This window comes from Laspinema palackyanum D2c, assembly GCF_025370875.1.
GTDB lineage: Bacteria > Cyanobacteriota > Cyanobacteriia > Cyanobacteriales > Laspinemataceae > Laspinema > Laspinema palackyanum.
The window spans coordinates 75,384-98,061 of the sequence record NZ_JAMXFD010000023.1 but is presented as its reverse complement, the minus strand read 5'-3'; the positions used below and the strand labels follow the sequence as shown (position 1 = coordinate 98,061).

Annotated in this window: 11 protein-coding genes; 6 read left to right on the top strand and 5 right to left on the bottom strand. The window is 47.6% G+C overall.

What is annotated here, in order from left to right; all coding sequences use genetic code 11:
* Positions 1–44 precede the first annotated feature (44 nt).
* Positions 45–1,529 (bottom strand): Asp-tRNA(Asn)/Glu-tRNA(Gln) amidotransferase subunit GatB, encoded by a 1,485-nt coding sequence (gatB, locus tag NG795_RS21640; protein ID WP_367290711.1) that lies wholly within the window; start codon positions 1,527–1,529, stop codon positions 45–47.
* A 670-nt stretch (positions 1,530–2,199) separates the two neighbouring features.
* Here gatB and NG795_RS21635 point away from each other — a divergent pair.
* The 4 genes from NG795_RS21635 (at position 2,200) to NG795_RS21620 (ending at position 11,963) form a co-directional block, all read left to right on the top strand.
* Complete coding sequence (locus tag NG795_RS21635; protein WP_367290710.1) at positions 2,200–2,808, top strand: hypothetical protein; 609 nt, start codon at positions 2,200–2,202, stop codon at positions 2,806–2,808.
* 85 nt (positions 2,809–2,893) lie between these two features.
* Positions 2,894–5,773 carry an OmpA family protein gene (locus NG795_RS21630; RefSeq protein ID WP_367290709.1) on the top strand — a complete coding sequence of 960 codons (2,880 nt, stop codon included), beginning with the start codon at positions 2,894–2,896 and terminating at the stop codon, positions 5,771–5,773.
* Positions 5,774–5,785: 12 nt separating this feature from the next.
* A complete protein-coding gene (locus NG795_RS21625) occupies positions 5,786–6,337 on the top strand; it encodes a Rab family GTPase (RefSeq protein ID WP_367290708.1) in 552 nt (183 codons plus the stop codon).
* 190 nt (positions 6,338–6,527) lie between these two features.
* Positions 6,528–11,963 carry a PAS domain S-box protein gene (locus NG795_RS21620; protein ID WP_367290707.1) on the top strand — a complete coding sequence of 1,812 codons (5,436 nt, stop codon included), beginning with the start codon at positions 6,528–6,530 and terminating at the stop codon, positions 11,961–11,963.
* A gap of 9 nt (positions 11,964–11,972) precedes the next feature.
* Here NG795_RS21620 and NG795_RS21615 read toward each other — a convergent pair whose 3' ends face one another.
* Positions 11,973–13,712 (bottom strand): two-component system response regulator, encoded by a 1,740-nt coding sequence (locus tag NG795_RS21615; protein WP_367290706.1) that lies wholly within the window; start codon positions 13,710–13,712, stop codon positions 11,973–11,975.
* Positions 13,713–14,303: 591 nt separating this feature from the next.
* On the opposite strand from NG795_RS21615, the gene NG795_RS21610 reads away from it, so the two are divergent.
* Both NG795_RS21610 and NG795_RS21605 read left to right on the top strand, forming a co-directional pair.
* The gene (locus NG795_RS21610; RefSeq protein WP_367290705.1) at positions 14,304–17,111 is read left to right on the top strand and encodes a hybrid sensor histidine kinase/response regulator; all 2,808 of its coding nucleotides are present in this window, start codon (positions 14,304–14,306) and stop codon (positions 17,109–17,111) included.
* Positions 17,095–19,497, top strand: a complete 2,403-nt coding sequence (locus NG795_RS21605; protein ID WP_367290704.1) for an adenylate/guanylate cyclase domain-containing protein — start codon at positions 17,095–17,097, stop codon at positions 19,495–19,497. The genes NG795_RS21610 and NG795_RS21605 overlap by 17 nt, the downstream gene beginning before the upstream one ends.
* Before the next feature lie 177 nt (positions 19,498–19,674).
* On the opposite strand, the gene NG795_RS21600 is transcribed toward NG795_RS21605, so the two are convergent.
* From NG795_RS21600 to NG795_RS21590, 3 genes are all read right to left on the bottom strand, one after another.
* Positions 19,675–20,103 carry an FKBP-type peptidyl-prolyl cis-trans isomerase gene (locus NG795_RS21600; protein ID WP_367290703.1) on the bottom strand — a complete coding sequence of 143 codons (429 nt, stop codon included), beginning with the start codon at positions 20,101–20,103 and terminating at the stop codon, positions 19,675–19,677.
* A gap of 298 nt (positions 20,104–20,401) precedes the next feature.
* The gene (locus tag NG795_RS21595) at positions 20,402–20,581 is read right to left on the bottom strand and encodes a hypothetical protein (protein WP_367290702.1); all 180 of its coding nucleotides are present in this window, start codon (positions 20,579–20,581) and stop codon (positions 20,402–20,404) included.
* A gap of 22 nt (positions 20,582–20,603) precedes the next feature.
* Entirely contained in the window at positions 20,604–22,331 is a 1,728-nt protein-coding gene (locus tag NG795_RS21590) for an adenylate/guanylate cyclase domain-containing protein (RefSeq protein ID WP_367290701.1), read from the bottom strand.
* Positions 22,332–22,678: the final 347 nt, after the last annotated feature.

Sequence of the window (22,678 nt, the reverse complement as noted above, 5' to 3'; positions counted from 1 at the left end):
TATTGTTTGGGGTTCCCTCAGACTGGAGGCTCTGGCTCAATCCCTTACCCGTTGAGCTTTTGCTCAACCAATTGGTTGGTTAATTTGGGGTCCGCACGTCCTCCGCTGAGTTTCATGACTTGTCCGACAAAGAAGCCTTTGAGCTTGGTTTTGCCGTTGCGGTAGGATTCGACTTCTTTGGGATGAGCAGCGATCGCCTCGTCAATCATTTTTTCCAAGGCTGATGTATCGCTGATTTGAATTAACCCCTTGCTTTCTACCAGTTCCTTGGGTGACCCGCCTTGGGTGAGCAGTTCGGGTAAGATATCTTTGGCAATTTTGCCGCTGATGGTCCCGGAGGTAATTAATCCCGTCAGTTCTGCCAACGCGCCTGGAGTTAGGGCAATTTCGGTAATATTCAGCTTTTCAGTTTTTAAATAGCCGGTAATATCCCCTTGAATCCAGTTGGCAGCTTGTTTGGCATCCCCACCTTCCGCGAGGGTGGCTTCAAAATATTCCGCCACGGCACGATCATCAGTGATTACCCGCGCATCATAGGGGGATAAGCCGATTTCGGTTTCGTAGCGATCGCGTTTTTGGGCGGGGAGTTCCGGGAGTTCGGATTTCCACTGTTCCAGTTGGCTGGAGGGGACTTCAATCGGTCCTAAATCCGGTTCGGGGAAGTAGCGATAATCGCTAGACCCTTCTTTACTCCGCATACTAATCGTGCGTTGGCTGCCTTCTTCCCAGAGGCGGGTTTCTTGGTAGATGGGTTCGCCGTTGTTGATGGCTTCGATTTGTCGTTCGATTTCATACTCGATCGCCCGTTGGATGGCGCTAAACGAGTTCATATTTTTAATTTCGACTTTGACGCCGAATTCTTCCTGTCCCACGGGACGCACGGAAATATTCACGTCACAGCGCAGGGAGCCTTCTTGCATATTCCCGTCGCTAACGCCGAGGTAGCGGACGATCCGTTGCAGTTCTTGGGCATATTCTGCCGCTTCTTGTCCCGATCGCAAATCCGGTTCGCTGACGATTTCAATTAGGGGAATCCCGGTGCGGTTGTAGTCTACTAGGGAGTAGGTGGAACCGGAGAGGCGATCGCTGCCAGCATGGACCAGTTTTCCGGCATCTTCTTCCATGTGCAGACGGGTAATCCCGATCCGCTTGCGGTTGGCATTTCCCTGTTCGTCTACCAGTTCGATTTCCAGCCAACCATGTTCGGCGATCGGCAAGTCATACTGAGAAATTTGATAATTTTTCGGTAAATCCGGATAAAAATACTGCTTGCGGTCAAATTTGCTGTAAGGCGCAATCTGGCAGTTGAGTGCCAGTCCTGCTTTTACGGCGTATTCCAGGACCTTTTGATTCAAAACTGGCAACACCCCAGGCAACCCCATACAGACTGGATCGATGTTGGCATTGGGTGGCGCACCAAATGCCGTAGAGGAATTGGAGAAAATCTTAGTTTTGGTACTGAGCTGACAATGGGTTTCTAGTCCGATTATCGCTTCGTACTTCGTTGTTACGGGTGCAGAAAGCGTCATGAAGGTTTAAATAAGCGACTATGCAATAGTACCGTTCTTATTTTAGCCTTCCTGACGCCTCCTGTTGGAATAGAACCTCGGAATCATCCAGAATTCACCCGCTGAGTTTCTAGGATTAAAATCTCAAATTGCCAATTATATATTAACTACCTTTCATTTAAAATTAAGTAAAGGTAAGCGAGTGTAAATCTCGTGAAGAAATGATTGAATCACTGACAATTTCACCAAGGTGTGAGATAATAGCGCCAGTTTCCCCTAAATCCTGGAACGGCGAAGGACAATCGGGACAGAACTCGACGGCGAAACACACCACTTACCGATTCAAAACAGGCGTTTACACTCTGATTTAAAGGGCAGCGGTCAGACCCGTCAACGGTGAGGGGGTGAATGAGCATCGGTTAAGCCATTGTAAATATTTACGAAGGTTTTGCCCGCAAACTCGTTTGCTGGTACTCCAACTTTGCTTGAATTGGAGTATCACCTAAAAAGAGGGGAATTGATAACTCAGAAGTGGCAGAGGGAAAAAAGCGGTCAAGAGTGGGGTGATCAAGTGGAGGACTGAGGGATTGGCGCTAACTCAAAAACTGTCTTTCCCTGTGATGGTCAAATGGTTCTTAAAGCGGTAAGATTTGATTGATCAAACCTAATTCACAAAATAAGAGGTGTTTCTATGAATGAACTCAGTCGCGATGAAATGAGAGAACGGCTGGGCAATATTGACCAGATTCGCGAGATTATTGTGGGGTCACAGATCCGGGACTATAATCACCGATTTGAGCAAATCGAGGCCAACTTGATTTTGTTGCAAAAAGAGTTTCGCGATCGCATAGAGGAAGTCAAAAACTTATCGGCCACCGAAATGCGCGGAGCAGTAGAGGCCCTGGAGAAAAAAATTAAAAGCGTGAGCTTAAACACCCAAGAAGATTTGACCGACGTGCGGCAACAGCTAGAACGCACCAAAGCCAAAATTTCTCATACCATTGAATCTCTGGATGAATCCCTGGACAAGCAAACCAAATCCATTCGAGAACAAATACTGGATATCCAACAAACCCATCAAGAGAATATTCATAACCTGCGAGAGCGAGTGTTTGAGGAAGTAGAGCGGCGTTTTTCCAACTTAAAAGAAGGAAAAATCGCCCGAGATGATATGGCAGAAATTTTATTTGAAATTGGGATGAGGCTGAAAGGAAGCGAGTTTGCACCGGAACTGCGAGAAGCTGCCGAAACCCAGATTACGGCGGATCTCCTCTTACCGGATCACCGGAACGGAGAGTAAATAAAGTCGATTAAAATCAGGGCCGATCGCCGTTTTTTGTAAAGTCAGAATAACCGACGGATGAAGAGAGTTGGCAGGGGGCATAATGATGGATTTGTCACAGAAAAAGCAAGTTAAGCGCATCGAAGACCAAGAGTGGTTAAAGACGGTAAATCATGAAAAAATACCACCCGCGCCAGATCCCTTGGAGAACTTGCGGGATGTCTTGCTCGAAGCCCTGGGGGGTAACCCGGTAAAAAGGGCACCATTGTCCGAACCCAGTAATGACAAAACCTCACAAAAGCTCACCACCGATCGCAGCGTAAGCCGGGAATGGAAATCGGGGGATTCGGGAGAAAATGGCGGACGAGATCGAGGGAAGAAAAAACGCGATCGCCCCTCTCCTAAACCGCGCAAAAACGGGGAATGGCAGACCATTACCGTTGACCATTATGCGATCGCCGAAGCGGCAGACCAACCCACCCCTGCCCCATCTAGTTCATCCGCAACAATCAGGGAAGAACTCACCCAAAAGGCTCATTCTCCTCATGAGAATGAGTTCCCAGACCCTTCCCAACTCAACCCGGAGTCTGCAACGGCAAAACAGCAGACCTTCCCTGGATTGCCCGAACCCGAGACCCATTTAAACGGAAATCATTTCACCCATCAGGGGAATTCTACTGCCCATTTAAACCCTCCCTTTTCAACGGAATCCGGTTCAAATTCCGACCTTAACCCAACCCATCCCCTTAATAGTCCAGTTGTAACAGAAACGAATACAAAACCGGATGAAAAAAGCCCTGTTCAGACTGAAAATAGTGAACCGGAAGATAATAAATGGCCCACCCTAAAAACCTATTCACCTCAGAGTAACTCAGCCATTATTTCCGAACCATCCGAGTTGCAAGGGAATAGCTCGGCGCTACTCGCGGGAATGGAGCAATTAGAAAGCCTGTTCGGGATAGAAACCCCGGGGCAATCTTCCCCAACCCCCCCGGTGAGTGCGGATTCATTAGAAACCGTCGATCCGATGGCAAGTTTGCAGCAGCTTTTACTCGGGGCGCAATTATCGGACCTCGATCGCCTCAAGCAATCCGTAATCGAAAATGACTTACCGGGATTGCGAGAATTGCTGGTAAAAACTAACAGCAACTTACAATCTCTGGAAAGTCAAATTTATGACCCGCAAAAGCTGATTGAACTGCTTAAACCCTGGATTGCGGAAATTCTCAGTCGAAAAATTAGCGACTCCAAAGAAGAAGTGGCTAAGGCATTGGTTCCGATCATTGATGAAGTGATTAAGAACCGATCGCAAGAAAATAAAGCAGCCATGAGTTCGGCGATCGCCTCCATCCTGCCCACCGCTATTACCCAACAAATCAAAGATAGCCCGCAAGATGTCGCCAAGGCTCTGGGACCCGAAATGGCAATGGCAATTAAAGAACAAATCCGCCTGGATCGCAACTCGATCGCCCAAGCTTTAGCCCCAGAAATGGGACGTACCATCAAAGAACAAATTCGCCTGGAACGCGATGCAATGGTAGATGCCCTCTATCCCGTCATTGGGAATACCATTAGCAAATATATGACCGAGGCGATTAAGTCTATTAACGAAAAAGTCGCTAACGCTCTGAGTGTGGAGGGAGTAGAACGCAAAATTCGCGCCAAAGTCCAGGGGGTTTCTGAAGCAGAACTGATTCTCAAAGAATCCATTCCCTTTGTCGTGCAAGCCGTCTTTTTAATTCACAAAGCCTCGGGGTTAGTAATTTCCGAAGCCCAAGAAGAGGGGGACTACCGCTTAGAATCAGAAATGGTCGCCGGAATGCTCACGGCGATTCGCAGTTTTGTCAATGATTGTATTGTTAAACCCGGGGAAATTTCTGAATTAAGTGAAGTTGAATATGGAGATTCAAAAATCATTTTGGAAGTGGGGGGATACTGCTATTTAGCGGTGATTCTTAAAGGCATTCCCAGCAAAGCCTATATCAAAAAAATGCGAAAAACCGTCAGCATAATTATCTTGGATTATGAGCAAACCATTGAGGAATTTGATGGAGATCCAGGGAATATTCCCCCTCGCATTCAGGAATTGGTCAATCAACTCATCGAATCAGCCAGTCCAACAGCGGAGGGAAAACCTTATGCCTTATTAGGTTTATTTCTGGGTGGCTGTACCTTCATGCTGGTTGTTTGGATGGGGTTCTTTTACTATAATTCTGTCCAACGCCGGATTCAGTCCCAAGTCGCTGTGGCGTTGAGTTCGGCCCCGGAATTAGGGGTGTATCGGTTAGAGGTGAAGGCGAAGCAGAATCGAGTGATTGTATCGGGAAAGTTACCCAATCCAGAATTGCGTCAACAGGCGGAAAGTATTGCGGCAGCCGCTGCAGGCGATCGCATCTTAGAGAATCAAATTATTGCCGTTGATGTCCCCCCAGACTCTACCCTAGTCCGAGGAGAAGTAGCGCGAGTCAGTGAGGTTTTTAATCAAAGAAACGGGGTGGAAATTACGGCTAACTATCAGGACCGAACGGTCACCATCGCCGGGACCGTTTTGGAGAGGTCTCAGGCGGAGCAAATCGTCCAAGGGTTCAAGCAAATTCCTGGGGTTAACTCTGTGGTAAGTACCCTAAAACTTGACCCGGTGACGATTCAAACTCGGATCTATTTTGATGCCGGTTCTGCCCGGTTAAACCCCAGTTATGAACAGACTGTGGCCACCCTGAAGGAGTTTCTTGAACAATATCCTGAGAAAAATCTCAGGATCATTGGTCATAGCGATCGCACAGGTTCTCGTCGGATTAACGAACGGTTGGCGTTGCAACGGGCGCAAGCGGTTCAAACTGCCCTGATTCAGTTAGGAATACAACCCACTCGTTTAGAGGCGATCGGGGATAGTAACCCGCCTCAAGACGTAGACTCCAGCCAACCTAAATTATTAGGGCGGGTTGTTCTTTTTGAGCCAATCACACCAGAAGCCAAAAATTAATTAGCCTTACTTATGTCAACTATTTCTAAGAAAATCTGCATGATTGGGGATTTCGGGGTCGGAAAAACCAGTTTAATTCGCCGCTTTGTGGATCGGGAATTTAGTGATCAATATCTTTCAACCGTGGGGGTAAAAATTTCTCGAAAACCCCTACAAGTGGAAAAAGAACCAGGCGCTGAACCAATTGGGATGCAGTTATTGATTTGGGATTTGGAAGGTCACACCAAATTTAAGGCGATCGCCCCCTCCTATCTCCAAGGATCCGGTGGCGCTTTAATCGTCGCCGATGTCACCCGAATCGAAACTATCGAACGAGTGGCGGAACATATTCAGCTATTTGCCTCCGTCAATCCCAAAGGTGCCTTGATGGTAGCCTTAAATAAAGCCGACCTCGTAGAACCGGAAAAAATCACCAAACTCAAGGAATTATCTCACGAAGTTATATCCGGCGTTTCTCCGGGCTCAGCGTTGGTGTTAGGCGTTTATTCCACCTCTGCCCGTACTGGAGAATTTGTGGATGAAATTTTCCATAAGTTGGCCCTTCAAACCCTCGTCAAAACTTAACTTATCTTAAATTAAATTATTGGAGATTTTTAGGGCGTCGGTTCAGTCTTAGCGAAAGAAGAGTCTTCCCGGGTTTCGCCGCCTCATGAGATGGGTATGAGCGAGCTTTTGTAAACAGCCCCGGTTCTCTTCCCTGGGCTGTACCGACGCTCGCTTATCGTATGATAGAGACAAGGAGGACCAAAAAGACATGACTACTGGCATGAATCCCCTATTAGAAAAACTTTTAGCCCCTCGCTGCTTAGAGTATCTGATCGTGAATCGGGATGGGATCATCTTAGAAAAATCCCCCCAAGTCCATCGCTTTGCCGAGAGTCCCGAACAAGTCAAGGAGGGACGGGATGCCAGAGGGGGATATCCTGAGTTAATTGGCATCGAACAGGTGTTTATCGATATCCTGGACGGGCGGTGTAATAGTTTTGAATTACAAGGCATCAATCGCTGTTCGGAGCGTGAGGGGATTTTGTATCTGGATTTTTGGATTGTAGCCAACTCCCAGGATAACCTTCCCCCCGATCGCTTATTTGTATTTTTTGGGGATGCCACGGAACGGATGGTCTTACGACAAACCTTCGTCCAGCGAGAAAATGACGCTTATCTATTATTACATAAACTGAATTCCGCGAAATCAGCCTTAGATAAAATTTTTCAAACTGCCCTTGACCCCATTATTGTCTGTACTTCAAACGGATTAATCAAAAAAACTAACAAAGCTACTTGGGAATTATTCCAGTACAGCGAACTAGAGTTAATTGGTAAACCCTTCAAGGATATTATTTCAACCAATATTCACCGTTTAGAAGCGGTGAATTCTGCTCCGTCCTCGGGGACAGAAGAAGAGGCTTATTATCTGAGGAAAACCGAAATAGAAGTCATTTGCCAAAGTAAAAAAGGAGAAGAAATAGCAGTCGGATTTTCCCGAGGGGTAATCCGCAACGAAGAGGGGGAAATCGAAGAATTAGTCTATATCGGACGGGATCTGACCGAACGGAAGCGGTCCTCGGCAGCGATCGCCAAAATGAATGCCGCCTTAGCCCAGCGAGTCGAGGAACGAACCCGGACTTTGCAGCAAACCATCGTCCAACTCGAAAGCGAAATTGGCGATCGCCAAAGGGCCGAAGCCGCCTTGCAAAAAGAACGAGAATTTCTCAACGCCTTACTCAACAACCTCCAAGACAGCATCGTCGCTTGTGACGCCGATGGTACCCTGAGCGTTTTAAACCGAGCCAGCCAAGAAGTCTACGGACTGCCGGAACAGCCCTTATCTGTCACCCAATGGGGGGAACACTTTCAGTTTTACCATGCTGAGGAGAGTACCCCCATGCCCATTGAACAGACCCCCTTGTATCGAGCATGGCAGGGAGAACCCGTCTGTGAGCAGGAAATGGAAATCCTGCCAAAACAGGGCAAAAAGCGGATTTTAGTCGCCAACGGACAGGCCCTAGTCAATGCTGAGGGAGAAAACCTTGGGGCGGTGGTCGCCATGCAGGATATCACAGCGCGGAAACAAGCCGAAAAAGCCCTGCAAAACATCATCTCTGGGACCGCTGCGGTTACCGGAGAAGAATTTTTCCCCGTGTTGGTGCAACATCTGGCCAGCGCCCTAGGAGTCCCTTACGTTTTACTCTCCCAACTGGAGGGGACCGAAGAGAAACAATTAAAAACCTTAGCCTTTTGGGGTGGCGATCGCCTTGCGGACAACTTCGAGTATGAACTGTGCGGCACCCCCTGTGAAGTCGTCATCGAGGAAGCCCGACTCTGCCACTACCCCGATCGCCTCCAGGAACTCTTCCCCAATGCTCCAGCCCTCGCCACCATCAATGCCGTTGGCTATCTTGGCGTTCCCCTCTTCGACCCCCAGAACCGGCCCATCGGAAACCTCTGCATTATCCACGACCAACCCCTAGAAGTAGAGCCAGAAGCCCACGCCATTCTCAACGTCTTTGCCTCCCGCGCCGCCGCCGAACTGCAACGCAAATGGGCTGAGGACGCCCTCAAGAGCGCCAATGATGAATTAGAACGCCGAGTCCAAGAACGCACCCGAGAGCTATCAGAAACCCTCAATAGCCTGCAAGGTGAAATCGCCGAACGCCAGAAAACCGAAGCCGCCTTGCGTCGGAGTGAAGAACGGTGGCAGCTTGCCATCAAAGGCACCTCCGATGGCATCTGGGACTGGGATTTGAAGTGCGATCGGGTCTTCCTTTCCGCTCGGGGTCAGGAAATGCTCGGATATGAATCCCAAGACCAATTTCATCCCTTTGCAGAATGGGAAAGTCGCATTCATCCCGATGACCTAGAAACCTGCCGCCAAGCCATGCAAGCCCACCTGTCCAATACCGGGTCCTCCTACTCCCAAGAACATCGGGCCAGGAGCCAAGACGGTGGATATAAATGGATTTTGACTCGGGGTCAAGCCCAGTGGGACGAAGCCGGAAACCCAATCCGCATGACAGGTTCCCATACCGACATCACCGATCGCAAACAAGCCGATGAAGAACGCCGCAAATTTGTCGCCCTCGTTGAGAACAGCAAAGACTTTATCGGTATGGCCACCTTAGAAGGGAAAGCCATTTACGTCAACGAAGCCGGTCGCCTCCAGGTGGGACTCGATTCCCTCGAACAGGTCTACCAAACCGAAATGTCCCACTACCTGAGCCCAGAAACCTGTAGGCAATATCAAGAGGTCGCCATTCCCACCGTCATGGAAACCGGCTATTGGCAGGGGGAAACCAAACTGCGTCACTTTAAAACCGGCGAATGCTTTGATATGGAAACCAGTTTATTTCTAGTCAAACATCCGGAACGGGGTGAGCCAATATGTTTCGCCACCATTCAACGGGATATTAGCGATCGCAAACGGGCCGAAGCCGCCATTTTAGCCAGCGAAAACAAATATCGCTCCGTTGTCGAAAATTTAAGCGAAGTAATTTTCCAACGGGATCAACGCGGTTACTTAACCTTCCTCAACCCCGCTTGGACCGACATCACCGGATTTACCGTCGCTGAAAGTGTTGGCCAACCTTTCCTCTCCTTTGTTCACCCAGACGATCGACCCAGTTTTTTAAAAGCCTTTGAATCCCTCCTCAACAGCGAACAAGATTCCGTGCGCCACGAAGCCCGATTCCTCACCAAAGAGGGCAATTATCGCTGGGTAGAAGTTCAGAAACGCTTAAATATTAACGATCGCAATGACTACATTGGCACCGCCGGTTCTCTCAACGATATTACCGATCGCAAGCGCATCGAACAAGTCCGCGAACAGGAACGGCAACAGTTACGACAAATTATTACCAATGCCCCAGTCGCAATGGCCATGTTTGATACTCAAATGCGCTATCTGGCCTATAGCAACTGTTGGTTAAAAGATTACGCCCTGGAGGGACAATCTCTCCTGGGCCAATCCTATTACGATCACTTGCCCGAAACCGAAAACATCAAAGCTATTCATCAGGGCGCACTCCAAGGAGAAGTCCTCTCCCGACCGGAAGAGAGTTTTGAACTCGGCGATGGAACTCAACTTTATCTGCGTTGGGCTGTCCAACCTTGGTACCGCTCCGAACATCAAATCGGGGGCATCATCATCGTCACTCAAGTGATTAATGAATTGGTTCAAGCCCGAGAACAGGCCCTGCAAGCCTCCCGAATGAAATCTCAATTCCTCGCCAACATGAGTCACGAAATTAGAACCCCCATGAATGGCGTGATTGGCATGACCGATTTACTCCTAAAAACTTCTCTGTCTTCCCAACAGCAGGATTTTGTCAACATCCTGAAAACCAGCAGTCAAAATTTGCTAATTTTAATTAATGATATCCTTGATTTTTCTAAACTCGAAGCCGGAGAAATGCGCCTGGATGGCATTGAGTTTAATTTAAGCCGCTGTATCGAAGAAACCATTGATTTGCTGGCAACTCAGGCACAAAGTAAGCAACTAGAATTACTGTATCTGGTAGATTCAGAAATTCCCCCCACCTTAATCGGAGACCCGACTCGGCTGCGTCAAGTCTTAATGAACCTGACGGGAAATGCCTTGAAATTTACGGAGAATGGTGAAGTGGTGGTTCACGCTTCCTTGCAGGTTCAAACCCCCACCACCACTACCCTGCATTTTGAAGTCCGGGATACGGGAATTGGCATCAATGCCCAGGACCAACATAAATTATTTCAATCCTTTTCCCAAGTGGATGCCTCAACGACGCGAAAATATGGAGGCACAGGGTTAGGATTAGCGATTTGCAAGCAATTGGTGACATTAATGGGGGGTGAGATTGGAGTGGACAGTGCCGTGGGGGCCGGTTCCTGCTTCTGGTTTACGGCGACCTTTGAAACCGTGCCGGGTGGGGTGAAAGTGCTGCCGGAATTACTGTTGGCTCCTCGGGATTGGCGCTTGTTGGTTATGGACCACAATGCCACGAGTCGGCAGATGATTTGTGCCTATTTAGAGTCTTGGCATCTTCAGGGTGAGGCGGTGGGGAATTCATCGGAGGCGATCGCCGCTTTGCACAAGGCTTCTACCCAAGGCAATCCTTATTCTCTGGTTTTAATTGACCTCCAAAATGCTCAATCCGATGGGGAAACTCTAGCAAAAACCCTGATTTATGACCCCAGTTTCTCCAAGCTCAAATGGGTTGTCATGGTGTCAATTCATCAACATGAATTGGTCAAACGCCTCCTTAAAAAAGGGGCGGCGGGTTATTTACTCAAGCCGATTAAAGCCTCTCGCTTATTAGAAGGGTTGACTCAAGCCCTGCACGGGCAACCCTCGGGGGTTTCTCCTTCGTTATTTCTCCAGGAAGATTCCGGTAGATCTAGTCCGGTATTTGAACCTGTGAAGAATCTGAAAATTTTATTGGTGGAAGATACTCCAATTAACCAAAAAGTGATTTTAAACCAGCTCAAGGTGCTGGGGTATGCTGCCGACTGTGTGGAGAATGGACAGGAAGCGCTCGACTGTCTGGCAGAGCAAGACTATGATATTGTTCTGATGGATTGTTTGATGCCGGTTTTGGATGGGTATAAAACCACAAAAGCGTTGCGCGATCGCGAAGGCTCCTCTCATCATACTCCCATCATTGCCATGACTGCCAATGCCATGAAAGGCGATCGGGAAAAATGTTTAGACGCCGGAATGGATGACTATCTCAGTAAACCTGTGGATATCGACGAGTTAGCTGCCCTGTTGCGTCACTGGGGAGAAACAATCAGTGGTGTTCCACAGACCCTTTCCCCTCCAACCGAACCGCCAACACTCCCTGATCAATTCACTCCCTCTGCTTCCCTGGATGAAATTCCCGTTGATCTCGATCGCCTCCATGAAATTTCTCGGGGAGATGAAGAGTTTGAGTTAGAACTCCTCGAAACTTTTATGGAAGATGCGGTGGTTTATTTCGAGGATATCAAGCACTCTATACAGACTCAAGATTGGGTTGCCTTAGGCCGTCGCGCTCATCAGCTCAAGGGCGGATCGGCGACCGTTGCTGTCCTCTCTATGCCCAATATTGCCCGTGAAATTGAATCTCAAGCCAATCAGGAGCGCCACGAGGGTCTGGAAGAGTTGGTGGCTGAATTAGAGATAATTTTCACCCGTCTTCACCGCTTTATTGCCACCCTCAAGGAAGAAGCCTAGGGGATTGTTTTAGAGGTCTTTGACAACGGATGAATGATGCCGTTGTTCGCTTAACAGGGCTTCAAAGTCGGCCACGGCTAGGGGGGGACTAAAGTAATAGCCTTGGATTAAATCACAGTTATGTTTTCGGAGAAAATCATATTGTTCTGCGGTTTCTACCCCTTCGGCAATCACTTTTAGGTTAAGCTGTCCGGCGAGTTGAATGATGGCATTGATAATGGCGGCATTTTTAGAGCTAGTGAGCAAGTCTCTGACAAAAGAACGGTCTATTTTGAGGGTATCGAAGGGGAATTGTTGCAAATAACTTAAGCTCGAATAGCCGGTTCCAAAATCATCTAGGGAAAGTTGGAGGGAGAAGTCTTTGAGGTCTCTGAGGATGCAGATGGCGAGTTCCGGATTTTGGACAAGGGCACTCTCAGTGAGTTCAATTTCCACATGACAGGGATTGACTTGGCTTTCTCGGATAATATGAATGACACGCTGAGTTAAACCGGGTTGATTAAATTGCAGTCCGGATAAATTGACAGCAATGGTGAGTTGATGTCCCGTCTGTTGCCAGATTTTGGCTTGTTCGCAAGCATTCTGCAAGACCCATTCATCCAGGCGCACAATCAGCCCGGTTTCTTCAGCTAGGGGAATAAATTCGGCGGGAGAAATTAAGCCTCGGTCGGGGTGTAGCCAGCGGATTAAGGCTTCGGCGGCGACAATTTGGCCGGTTTGTAAGTGAACTTGGGGTTGATAGTAAAGGATGAATTCATTGCGGTCTAATGCCTGCCGCAAGCTCATTTCTAGCATGAGGCGATCGTAAGATTTCTCTTCAATGGCGGAGGTGTAAAGTTGATAACAATTTCCGCCTTGTTCTTTGGCTTGGTGCATCGCCAAGTTAGCTCCTTTGAGCAAGCTATCAATTTCTTGACCATCATCGGGATAGAGGGCGATACCAATGCTACTGGTGAGAAATACTTCGTCGCTTAAGATGCTAAAAAAGGTAGAAAATAGGCCGAGGATGCGGCGCGCTGTTTCTTCAACTTGGGGTTTTTCCGTCAAGGGGGGTAGAATTAGGGCCAGTTGCTCACTGTTTAACCGGGCGACGGTCCCTTTGGGTCCCACATAGCGCAGGGTCCGCTCAGTTACGGCTTGGAGTAATAAGTCGCTGTAGTCGGTGCCGAGGGTATTGTTGAAGCGGTTGAGCTGGTCTAAACTCAGGATGGCAATGGGGATGAAGCAGGGTTGATCCGGGTTGGAGGCGAGGGTGCGCTCGAAGCGATCGCGCAACATTAAGCGATTGGGGAGATTGGTTAAGCTGTCGTAATAAACGAGGGCGTTGAGTTGGGCGATCGCCTCTTCGAGGGCTTGATTCTGTTCCTGCTTCAGACGTTCCCGTTTGGCGATTTGGGTGGAGATCGCCACCATCAGTTCCGTTCGAGTAAAGGGTTTCGTCAGATAATCACTCGCTCCGAGTTCCATCCCTCGGCGCATAGAGGAACGGTCCTCCTGAGCGGTTAAACAGATAAACGGGATCATCGCCGTGGTGGGGTCCTGTTGCAGGATGGTCAACACTTCATAACCATCCAGCCCAGGCATCATAATATCGCACAAAATTAAATCCGGCTGTTCCGTTTGCGCCAATTTTACCCCAGTGTTGCCATTTTCTGCACCAATGGCTTCAAACCCTTCCGAACTCAGGATTTTGATGACGGTTTTGCGAAATGAATTTTCATCTTCGACAATCAGTATTTTCTTTTTCATGCACTCCACAACCCGATCTGACAGTTTTTTTGACCCATTAACTTCTCTATTGAACCGCACCCTCAATGGAAGCAATACTGTATTGTCACCCTTTTCTCCCATTCGATTTATCTCTTTCACCAGACCAGGCTCCGGTTCGGGTTCCACCGGCGTGAGCTTGACAAATTTTAAGCAATCCGTGACTGGATTCTACAAGTTAACAGGCTCGATCGCTAGAGGGAAGTTTCAAGATTCTTACCTAGGATTGAACGAGCCTGAACGTCTCCCCGGCTATTCTTAGGTCCCTGAACCTTTGAGGACCAAAACAAATATTATTTTATTTTACCATACCTGTTGCTTCAGTCTAGCGGGGGATTAATCTGAAACGGCCTTAAATATCACTCCCCAAATAAGCACCGTTGAAACTTTTTGATGCAAAACTGAAAAGCAAGGGATAAAATACAAAAGCAATGGGCCGGGGATGGTGGCGGTGTCAGTCCGTGAAATCGCACCGTTTTATATCCTTTTAATCAAGGTTTAGAATCCCAAAGGCGAAGTGGGCATCCTAAATAAATAGCCCAGACTGTTTCCCTACTGAACCTGAAATGCTAAATGAATCCGATTCTCAATAAACTACTCACTCCTCGCCAGATGGAGTACCTAGGCGTCGATGGCGACTGGTACATAATTGAGGCATCTGCTGGCGCGATGAAATTTGCATCCGGGGGCGCTAGAGTCGGGGTGGGAGAGGATATCCGCTGCGGGTTTCCCGAACTCATCGGCCTCGAAGAGGTATTCCGGGCGATCGTTCAAGGACAACGGGAAGGGTTTGAAATCAAAGGTATTACCCGGATTATAGAATCGGGCAACCCGCTTTATTTCGACCTGTACTTGATAGCGGACCCGACCCTATCTGAAACCGAGGAACGGCGATCGCTCATTCTTTTAGAAAATACCACGGAAACGATGGTATTAAAACAAGAATTGGTGCAACGCATCAATGAAGCTAACCTGCTCCTTTCTACCCTAGAGGCAGCCAAATCCTACACGGATAAAATCATCACCTCAATGGCCGATGCCTTGTTGGTGACCGATCGCCGGGGTCGGATTCAAAATGTCAATCCCGCTGCCGTTAATTTATTTGGGTATTCCGAGGATTCGCAACTGATTGGTCAGCCGATTTCCCTGTTGATTGAAAACGAGGCAATCCTCCCCCCGAACCGAGATAACCCTCCCCAAAATTCATCCCATGAACTAGCCCTGTTCACAACGGCTGAAGGCATTTGTCGGACGAAACAAGGAGAAAGTATCATTGTTTCCTTCTCCATTGCCGCTATTGGCACGGAACTCGATGATTATGGCGATGTAGTTTATATTGGCCGAGACATTACCGAGCGTCAACGGGCCACGACAGAACTTGAGCGCGCCCGTCGAGAAGCGGAACAGGCTTCTACGGCCAAAAGTTACTTTTTAGCCAATATGAGTCATGAAATTCGGACGCCGATGAATGCCGTATTGGGAATGACTGGGTTATTATTAGAAACGCCTTTAACTGCGGAACAACGTGACTTTATCGACACAATTCGCACCAGTGGAGATGCCCTCTTAACTTTGATTGATGAAATTTTAGACCTTTCCAAACTCGAAGCGGGAGAAATGCACTTAGAACACTTAGATTTCAACCTAGCAACGAGCGTGGAAGAGGTCATTGATTTATTGGCCCCCCAAGCCCATTTAAAATCCGTAGAAGTGGCCTCATTTATCGAGGAAGAACTACCCCTCTGGTTAAGGGGCGATAGCTCGCGGTTGCGGCAAATTCTCACGAATCTGATTGGCAATGCGATTAAGTTTACTGACAAAGGATATGTAGTCCTGCAAGTCGAACGGGTGACAGAAACTCCCTATTCAACGACCCTGTTGTTCTCGGTGATTGATACGGGGATTGGAATTGCGCCCCAAAACCAAAGTCAGCTCTTTCAACCCTTTTCCCAAGTGGATTCATCGACGACTCGGGAATATGGAGGAACGGGGTTGGGACTGGCGATTTGCCAACAGTTAGTGACCCTGATGGGGGGAGAGATTGGCGTAGAAAGTCGGGAATCAGAAGGGTCACATTTTTGGTTTAAAGTTCCGTTTGAAAAGGCAGAGATTTCTATTGATAAGCTATCAGTACCCCCGGAGATAGCGGGCCTCTCTTTGTTGGTGGTAGCCAACAGGGAAGTGGTGCGAATGGTGATTCGCGATCGCGTCACCCGTTGGGGAATCCAAGTGGAGGAAACTGAGAATGCCACGGCATTAGAGTTCTTGCAAAGTCAATGGGAGGAAGGCATAGAGTATGATATAATTGTTATTGATTTAGAAATGCCGCAGATCGCGGGAATTGCTTTAGCTGAACAAATTAAACAGGATTCTCGATTTGCCAGCATTCCTTTGATTGCGATCGCCGCCACTCATCAGCGCAATCTCGTCAAAACGGCCTTAAACAGTGGCTTTGGTGAATGCCAGATTAAACCCATTAAACCCGCACGATTTTTAGAAGTCATTTGTCGCGCAGCGGGTCTATCGGTAGCCATAGAACCGGAGCGGGTTTCCTATCCCAAAGATAAAATTAACAGGGAACAAACTCCGATTAAAATTCTTTTGGCTGAAGATAATCCGGTCAATCAAAAAGTGGCCATTAAACAACTAGAGCTATTAGGATATCAAGCCGATATTGCTAATCAGGGTGAAGAAGCTCTGAAATTGTGGCAGGCTCATGGTTATCACATCATTTTGATGGATTGTCAAATGCCGGTCCTTGACGGATATCAAGTCACTGGAGAGATCCGCCGCCTAGAACAGGGAAGCGGGGATTCTCCAGTGCGTAACCCCCAGCATACCGTGATCATCGCCATGACGGCTCATGCGATGAAGGAGGACCGGGAAAAATGTTTAGCCGCAGGAATGGATGATTATATTAGTAAGCCAGTTTGTCCGGAACAACTTCAGGCTATACTATCGAAATGGGTCAATCAATTGAGCGGAGCAAGAGTTAGCTTTGAACCCGTTGATGCAGGCGATCGCTCCTCCGGAGACCAGATCCTAGATCTGGAACGTCTTGAACGAATTTCTCAAGGAGATTCGGTTTTTCGGAAAGAGCTGCTAGAAACATTTATTGAAGAACTCCAAACCCATCTCGTATCACTCCAAAGCGTTTTCTTAGAAGACTTGGCGACCCTCAAACAAGAAGCGCATTATATTAAAGGTGCGAGTGGGAATGTCGGAGCTCAAAAAATTTGTAGTATTGCCGCCCAATTGGAGCGAGACGCCAAGCAAGGTAAAACAGATAATCTATCTGATTTATTCGCTCAATTAACTGAAGCCTATCAAGCATTTGTTATTTTTGTAGAGCGAGCCTGGGAGAATGAACCCCTTCTTTAAAAAATTTTTAGTTGTCCACGGCATTGAGTACCTGATCCTTGATTCAGCCTTAACCATCCGTAAAACCTCCAAGGGAGTGGACCGATTTTCTGATTCTCCCGGTCCCATTCAGGTCAATGACGAGGTGGGCCTTGCCTTTCCGGAATTGATTGGAGTAGAGGACCTCTTACAGGAGGTGTTAGAAGGGCGGCAGATCAGCTTTGATTTAAAGTCCTTGAGTCGGTTTACCGAAGCGGGGACGCCGGTTTATTTTGATATGTATGTTGTTCAGCAAGAAGAGAGCCAGGGACAACAACTCATTGTTTTTTTAGAAGATGTCACCGATCGCATGAGCTTGGAACAGCGATTAGTCCAAGCCACCAATGAAACCAATCTTCTGCTCGCGGCTCTCTTTGAATCCAAACGCTATATCGAGCAAATTCTCTCCTCGATGGCTGAGGCATTAATCGTCACCAGTGAAACAGGTTTAATCAAAAAAGTCAATCAAAGCACCCTGGACTTATTTGAGTATTCTGAAGCGGAATTACTCGGAAAAGAGATTTCCCAAATTGTGGGAGAGCATCAGGATTTGGTTAAAGATTTTTTCCTGTCCCAGATGGAGCGAGAGGAACCCGGATTATCCCCGTTAGAAATTGTTTGCCACACCAAAACACGCAAAAAAGTATATGTGGGATTTTCCTGTGCCTTGATTGATGTTTCCGCAGCAGATATTCCCGATTTGGTCTATATCGGTCGGGATATCACCGATCGCAAGCGCAAACAACAACGGAATTTAGCACAATCCGCGACGATTCGGATTTTATCGGAATCAGCAAATCTGGTAGAGGCAGCACCAAAACTGTTGCCTGCCTTATGTGACAGTTTAGAGTGGGATGTCGGCGAAATTTGGCAGGTGCAAACGCGGGATGGAGGCGGGGACTATCCACTCTCTAAGCGGTCCAGGGAGTCAGAACCCCAACCAAATTGTCTCACTTGTCTGCAACTTTGGCATAGCCGGACCCGGGAATGGGAAGCCTTGCGACAGAGCAGAAAGACGCAGTTAGCTGAGGGGGAAGGATTACCGGGTCGTGTGTGGGCGACTCATCAGCCAGTCTGTACAGCGGATCTCCCTAGGGAAGCGATGGAGTGGCCCGGAACCCAATACTTAGTGCAAGCGGGTTTGAATAGTGGATTTGCCTTCCCGATTTTTGGTGACGCTTCGGAAACTCAGTCCCGGGTGGAGCAATCCTCGGAATTGCTCGGGGTGATCGGGTTCTATAGCCGCGATATCCAGACGATTGACGAAGATTTGATGGCAACTTGTAGTGCGATCGCCAGCCAGATTGGTCAATTTATTAAACGCAAACAAGCCGAAGTTGCCCTCCAAGAAAGCGAAGAACGCTATCGCGATTTATTTGAAAATGCCAGCGATTTGATTCAGAGTGTTTCTATAGAAGGTCGTTTTTTGTATGTCAATCGCGCCTGGAAAGAAACCCTGGGATACAGTGAAGCAGACCTGGACCGGATGACGGTATTTGAACTTCTGCATCCCCAAAGCAAATCCCAGTATCAAGACTGCTTTGAACGCATCTTTGCCGGGGAAAACCTTGATGAAATAACCGCAGAATTTGTGACTAAATCCGGCCAGAAAATCTTCTTGCAAGGCAGTATGAATTGTAAGTATTTAGAAAATAATCCCGTGGCCATTCGGGGAATTTTCAGAAACATCACCGAACGAATTAAGGTGGAAAAAGCCCTGCAAAAGCAACAAAAGAAAACCGAAAATTTGCTGTTGAATATTTTGCCGGAACCCATCGTCGATCGCCTCAAATTGGAACCCAACAGTATCGCGGAAACTTATGCGAATGTCACGGTTTTATTTGCGGATTTGGTGGGATTTACCGAAATTGCTTCGGCACTTTCGGCCCTGGAAGTGGTGGAGTTGCTGAATTTAGTTTTTTCCGCCTTCGATCGCCTCACGGAATTGCATCAACTGGAAAAAATTAAAACCATTGGGGATGCCTATATGGTAGTCGCAGGATTGCCCACAGAACGGGAAGACCATGCCGAAGCAATCGCGGATATGGCCCTGGATATGCAAACCGCCTTGAGCCAATTTAATCAACAAAACCAGCAGTCCTTTAGCATTCGGATTGGTATTCATAGCGGCCCAGTGGTAGCCGGGGTGATTGGCATCAAAAAGTTTATTTATGACCTCTGGGGGGACACAGTAAATATTGCCAGCCGCATGGAATCTCACAGTTTACCTGGACGAATTCAAGTCAGCGAAACCACCTATTATTTATTGCGGGAGCATTATGAACTAGAAAAACGGGGAATGATTCCGGTGAAAGGAAAGGGAGAAATGAATACTTATTTTCTCATCGGTTCCAAATCGAAATTCTAGCCGTTGGTTCACAGCCCTGAACCGAATCTTAAAGGGCGATCGGTCTGGGTTTAAATGGACTGGGGGAATCTCATAGACCGGCGGGGATACAAATCCCCGCCAGTGTTTTTGTCCTAACGGTTTAAAAACCTCTAAATCTTTTATGGTTTTACAAAACTGAAAGGGTCTTTCTTGCGCTTAAGCAATGCCAACCAACTCAATTTCAAAAATCAAATCTTTTCCAGCCAGGGGGGGATTGGCATCTAAAGTAACTTTTGACTCAGAAATTGCCGTAATCACCACGGGAATAATTTGATCCGGGGCTTGTTGAATTTGTAATTGTTGTCCCACATCTAAAGGGATATTATCCGGCAGTTGCTGCCGCTCAACTTCCACCACCATTTCTTGCCGATGGGGACCATAAGCCTCTTCCGCTGGAATTTTTTCCGTTTTGGATTCCCCCGGACTCATCCCTAAAACTGCTTGTTCAAAACCGGCAATGAGTTGTCCTTCCCCCAAAACAAATTCCAGAGGGTCGCGATCGATGGAGGAATCAAATACAGTCCCATCATCTAATTTACCCGTGTAGTGAACTTTCACCATATCGCCTTGCTTGGCTTGGCTCATTTTGTTGGCTCCTAATAATGTTTACGAAAACAAAGCATCCAAATCTATGGCTGATTAGTTATTACTCTATGCCTAAGCCCGTTAAAAAAACGGGTTTTATAGACTAGATTGAAGTGAAGAAATCTTGGGTCTCCTTCATGCTAAATCAGTCAGGCTGGAGGACCTTAACCCCAGGGAAACCATGAACGCTGAAATCCCCAGCCAACCTAGACCTCTGTTCCCGTTGTGGTTATCGGTTAGTATTTTAACTTGCCAGACGGAATTTTGCAGGGAGAGGGGAGAGTTCGTAGTAACGACTTTAGTCGTTACCGCGTGACGTGGCGATCGCCACGTCACGCACTCTCATGAGGCTCTGCCTCCAGTTAAGGAGCAGGCGCTTAAGCTCCAGAGTGCTTGTGACGGCTGTACTCCATGCCAGGAGTAGCACTACAGGCGCGATCGCCGCCAATTGTGCGTGACGTGGCGATCTCCACGTCACGCGGTAACGACTGAAGTCGTTACTACAAACTTTCCCTTGTTCCCCCTACAAGCAAGCGTCCTTTGAGCAAATACACCTGCATTGCTCCCTTGCCTTTAATCTCGATCGCCCCTCTTTCTTCAAAACGATATTGATTTTTCAAACAGTCATAAGTGGCCCTAGAAACTTGAATTTGGCCGGGAATACCGTGGGATTCCATTCGGGAGGCGGTATTCACGGTATCCCCCCACAGATCATAGATAAATTTTTTAATCCCAATCACCCCAGCAACGACGGGTCCGGTATGGATCCCCATCCGCATTTTTAAGGATTGATGAAATTCGGCATTAAATCGGGCGATTTCCTCCTGCATTTCTAGGGCCATCTCTGCGATCGCCACGGCACTATTTTCACAGGGAACCGGCATTCCCGCTACAACCATGTAACAATCGCCAATGGTTTTAATTTTTTCTAACTGATACCGTTCCAAGGCGCGATCGAAGCGAGAAAAAATATTATTGAGTAACTGGACCAATTCCGCCGCTTCAATTTGAGCGGAGAGTTGGGTAAAGCCGACAATATCGGCAAATAACACCGTGACTTCAGCAAAAGTATCGGCAATATTTTCTTCCTGACCCTTGAGGCGATCGGCAATGACTTCAGGTAAAATATTGAGCAACAAACTTTCCGCCTTTTCTCGTTCGATTTCCAGGGCTTTCGTTGAGGATTCCAACGTCTCTAACATGGCATTAATGGTCTGGGCCAAACTGGATAATTCATCTTTTCCAGAGACTGAAACTCGCAAGGCTAAATCTCGGCAGTGATCAATTTGTTTGACATCTTGACTCAAAGATGATAATCGAGCCAACACCATTTTTTCGAGCAATAATAGGGTGCAAACTCCAAAAACTACACCGACGATCGCCAGAGAAACTATCATATACCTTGAACTGGCTTGACCTTGATGGTAAATATCTCTGGGGATATTCAGTTCTAATAAGACTGCGGGGTTACCATAGATATCTCGTAATAAACTATACCCTGCCATCCATTCTTGACTGAGTGGTTCAATCAGGATAGGAGGATCATCAGACATCTGGGATAAGCGGGCGATCGTGGGTTGGAACTCCACCGGGGTAGTCGGATCCATGAGTCCATAAGCCCTGACATCCAAATGGGTGAGTGTTGCCAACCGCTGGATTTCTTCGCGATCGAGAAAGCGGGCGATCGCCAGGGTTCCCCGAGTGGGAAGATTCCCCTGACTGTTGAGAATGGGTCCGGCGGCGATCGTCATCGGACGATTATTAATGGTGACAATTCCCGCCAAAGCATCTTTGGGTTTTAACACCTGAATCGAAGTCGCTGCAATCTTCTGAGAAACCTCTGCTGGAATCGGCGCTAACTTCTGACGAACCAAGTCAAAACCCTGACCAAAAACCAGTTCCCCTTCTTTATTAATAAAGAGAATTGCATTAGCTCGCAGGGATGCTAAATTGACTTCCCCTAAATTCCTATCAATATAATCTAAATTGCCATCTTCGATAAACCGATAAGTTTCATCCCACACCCCCCACTGAAAGTTGAGAGCCTGTAATTCCTGCTGATAATTGGAGAAGGCATCCAAAACTCTTTTGACATTCCGCCTTGCTTCTTTTTCTTCTAAAGTGGTAAAGCCATTGAGTAAAATCGTTGAGGAGGTCAAATGCACGACTCCAAATAACCCAGCCAGGGTCAAGCCGATCGCCAGTAATGTTTTCTTGCGGAGGGTCATCAGGCCACCAGAGGGGATGGGACATATCAGAGAGATTATGACATGGATTGGCTATTTTTTGAGAATTGTGTTCTGACTTTATTTACAACCAACACCCATGCCTGCTACTGCTATCCGAAGAAAGCCCCCAACCCAGAGTCAAGAGAAGACGCACTTTCGCTCCTCACATTTTATCTGAGTTCGTAGTAACGACTTCAGTCGTTCTCTTATCTGGGTTCGTAGTAACGACTTCACTCGTTCTCTTATCTTGGTTCGTAGTAACGACTTCAGTCGTTCTCTTATCTTGGTTCGTAGTAACGACTTCAGTCGTTCTCTTATCTTGGTTCGTAGTAACGACTTCAGTCGTT

Bases quoted from the DNA above. Each gene is read 5' to 3' on its own strand.
- NG795_RS21600 (WP_367290703.1), bottom strand. From the start codon at position 20,103: ATGAGCCAAGCCAAGCAAGGCGATATGGTGAAAGTTCACTACACGGGT.
- NG795_RS21605 (WP_367290704.1), top strand. From the start codon at position 17,095: ATGAACCCCTTCTTTAAAAAATTTTTAGTTGTCCACGGCATTGAGTAC.
- NG795_RS21630 (WP_367290709.1), top strand. From the start codon at position 2,894: ATGATGGATTTGTCACAGAAAAAGCAAGTTAAGCGCATCGAAGACCAA.
- NG795_RS21610 (WP_367290705.1), top strand. From the start codon at position 14,304: ATGAATCCGATTCTCAATAAACTACTCACTCCTCGCCAGATGGAGTAC.
- NG795_RS21620 (WP_367290707.1), top strand. From the start codon at position 6,528: ATGACTACTGGCATGAATCCCCTATTAGAAAAACTTTTAGCCCCTCGC.
- NG795_RS21635 (WP_367290710.1), top strand. From the start codon at position 2,200: ATGAATGAACTCAGTCGCGATGAAATGAGAGAACGGCTGGGCAATATT.
- NG795_RS21615 (WP_367290706.1), bottom strand. From the start codon at position 13,712: ATGAAAAAGAAAATACTGATTGTCGAAGATGAAAATTCATTTCGCAAA.
- NG795_RS21625 (WP_367290708.1), top strand. From the start codon at position 5,786: ATGTCAACTATTTCTAAGAAAATCTGCATGATTGGGGATTTCGGGGTC.
- gatB (WP_367290711.1), bottom strand. From the start codon at position 1,529: ATGACGCTTTCTGCACCCGTAACAACGAAGTACGAAGCGATAATCGGA.
- NG795_RS21590 (WP_367290701.1), bottom strand. From the start codon at position 22,331: ATGACCCTCCGCAAGAAAACATTACTGGCGATCGGCTTGACCCTGGCT.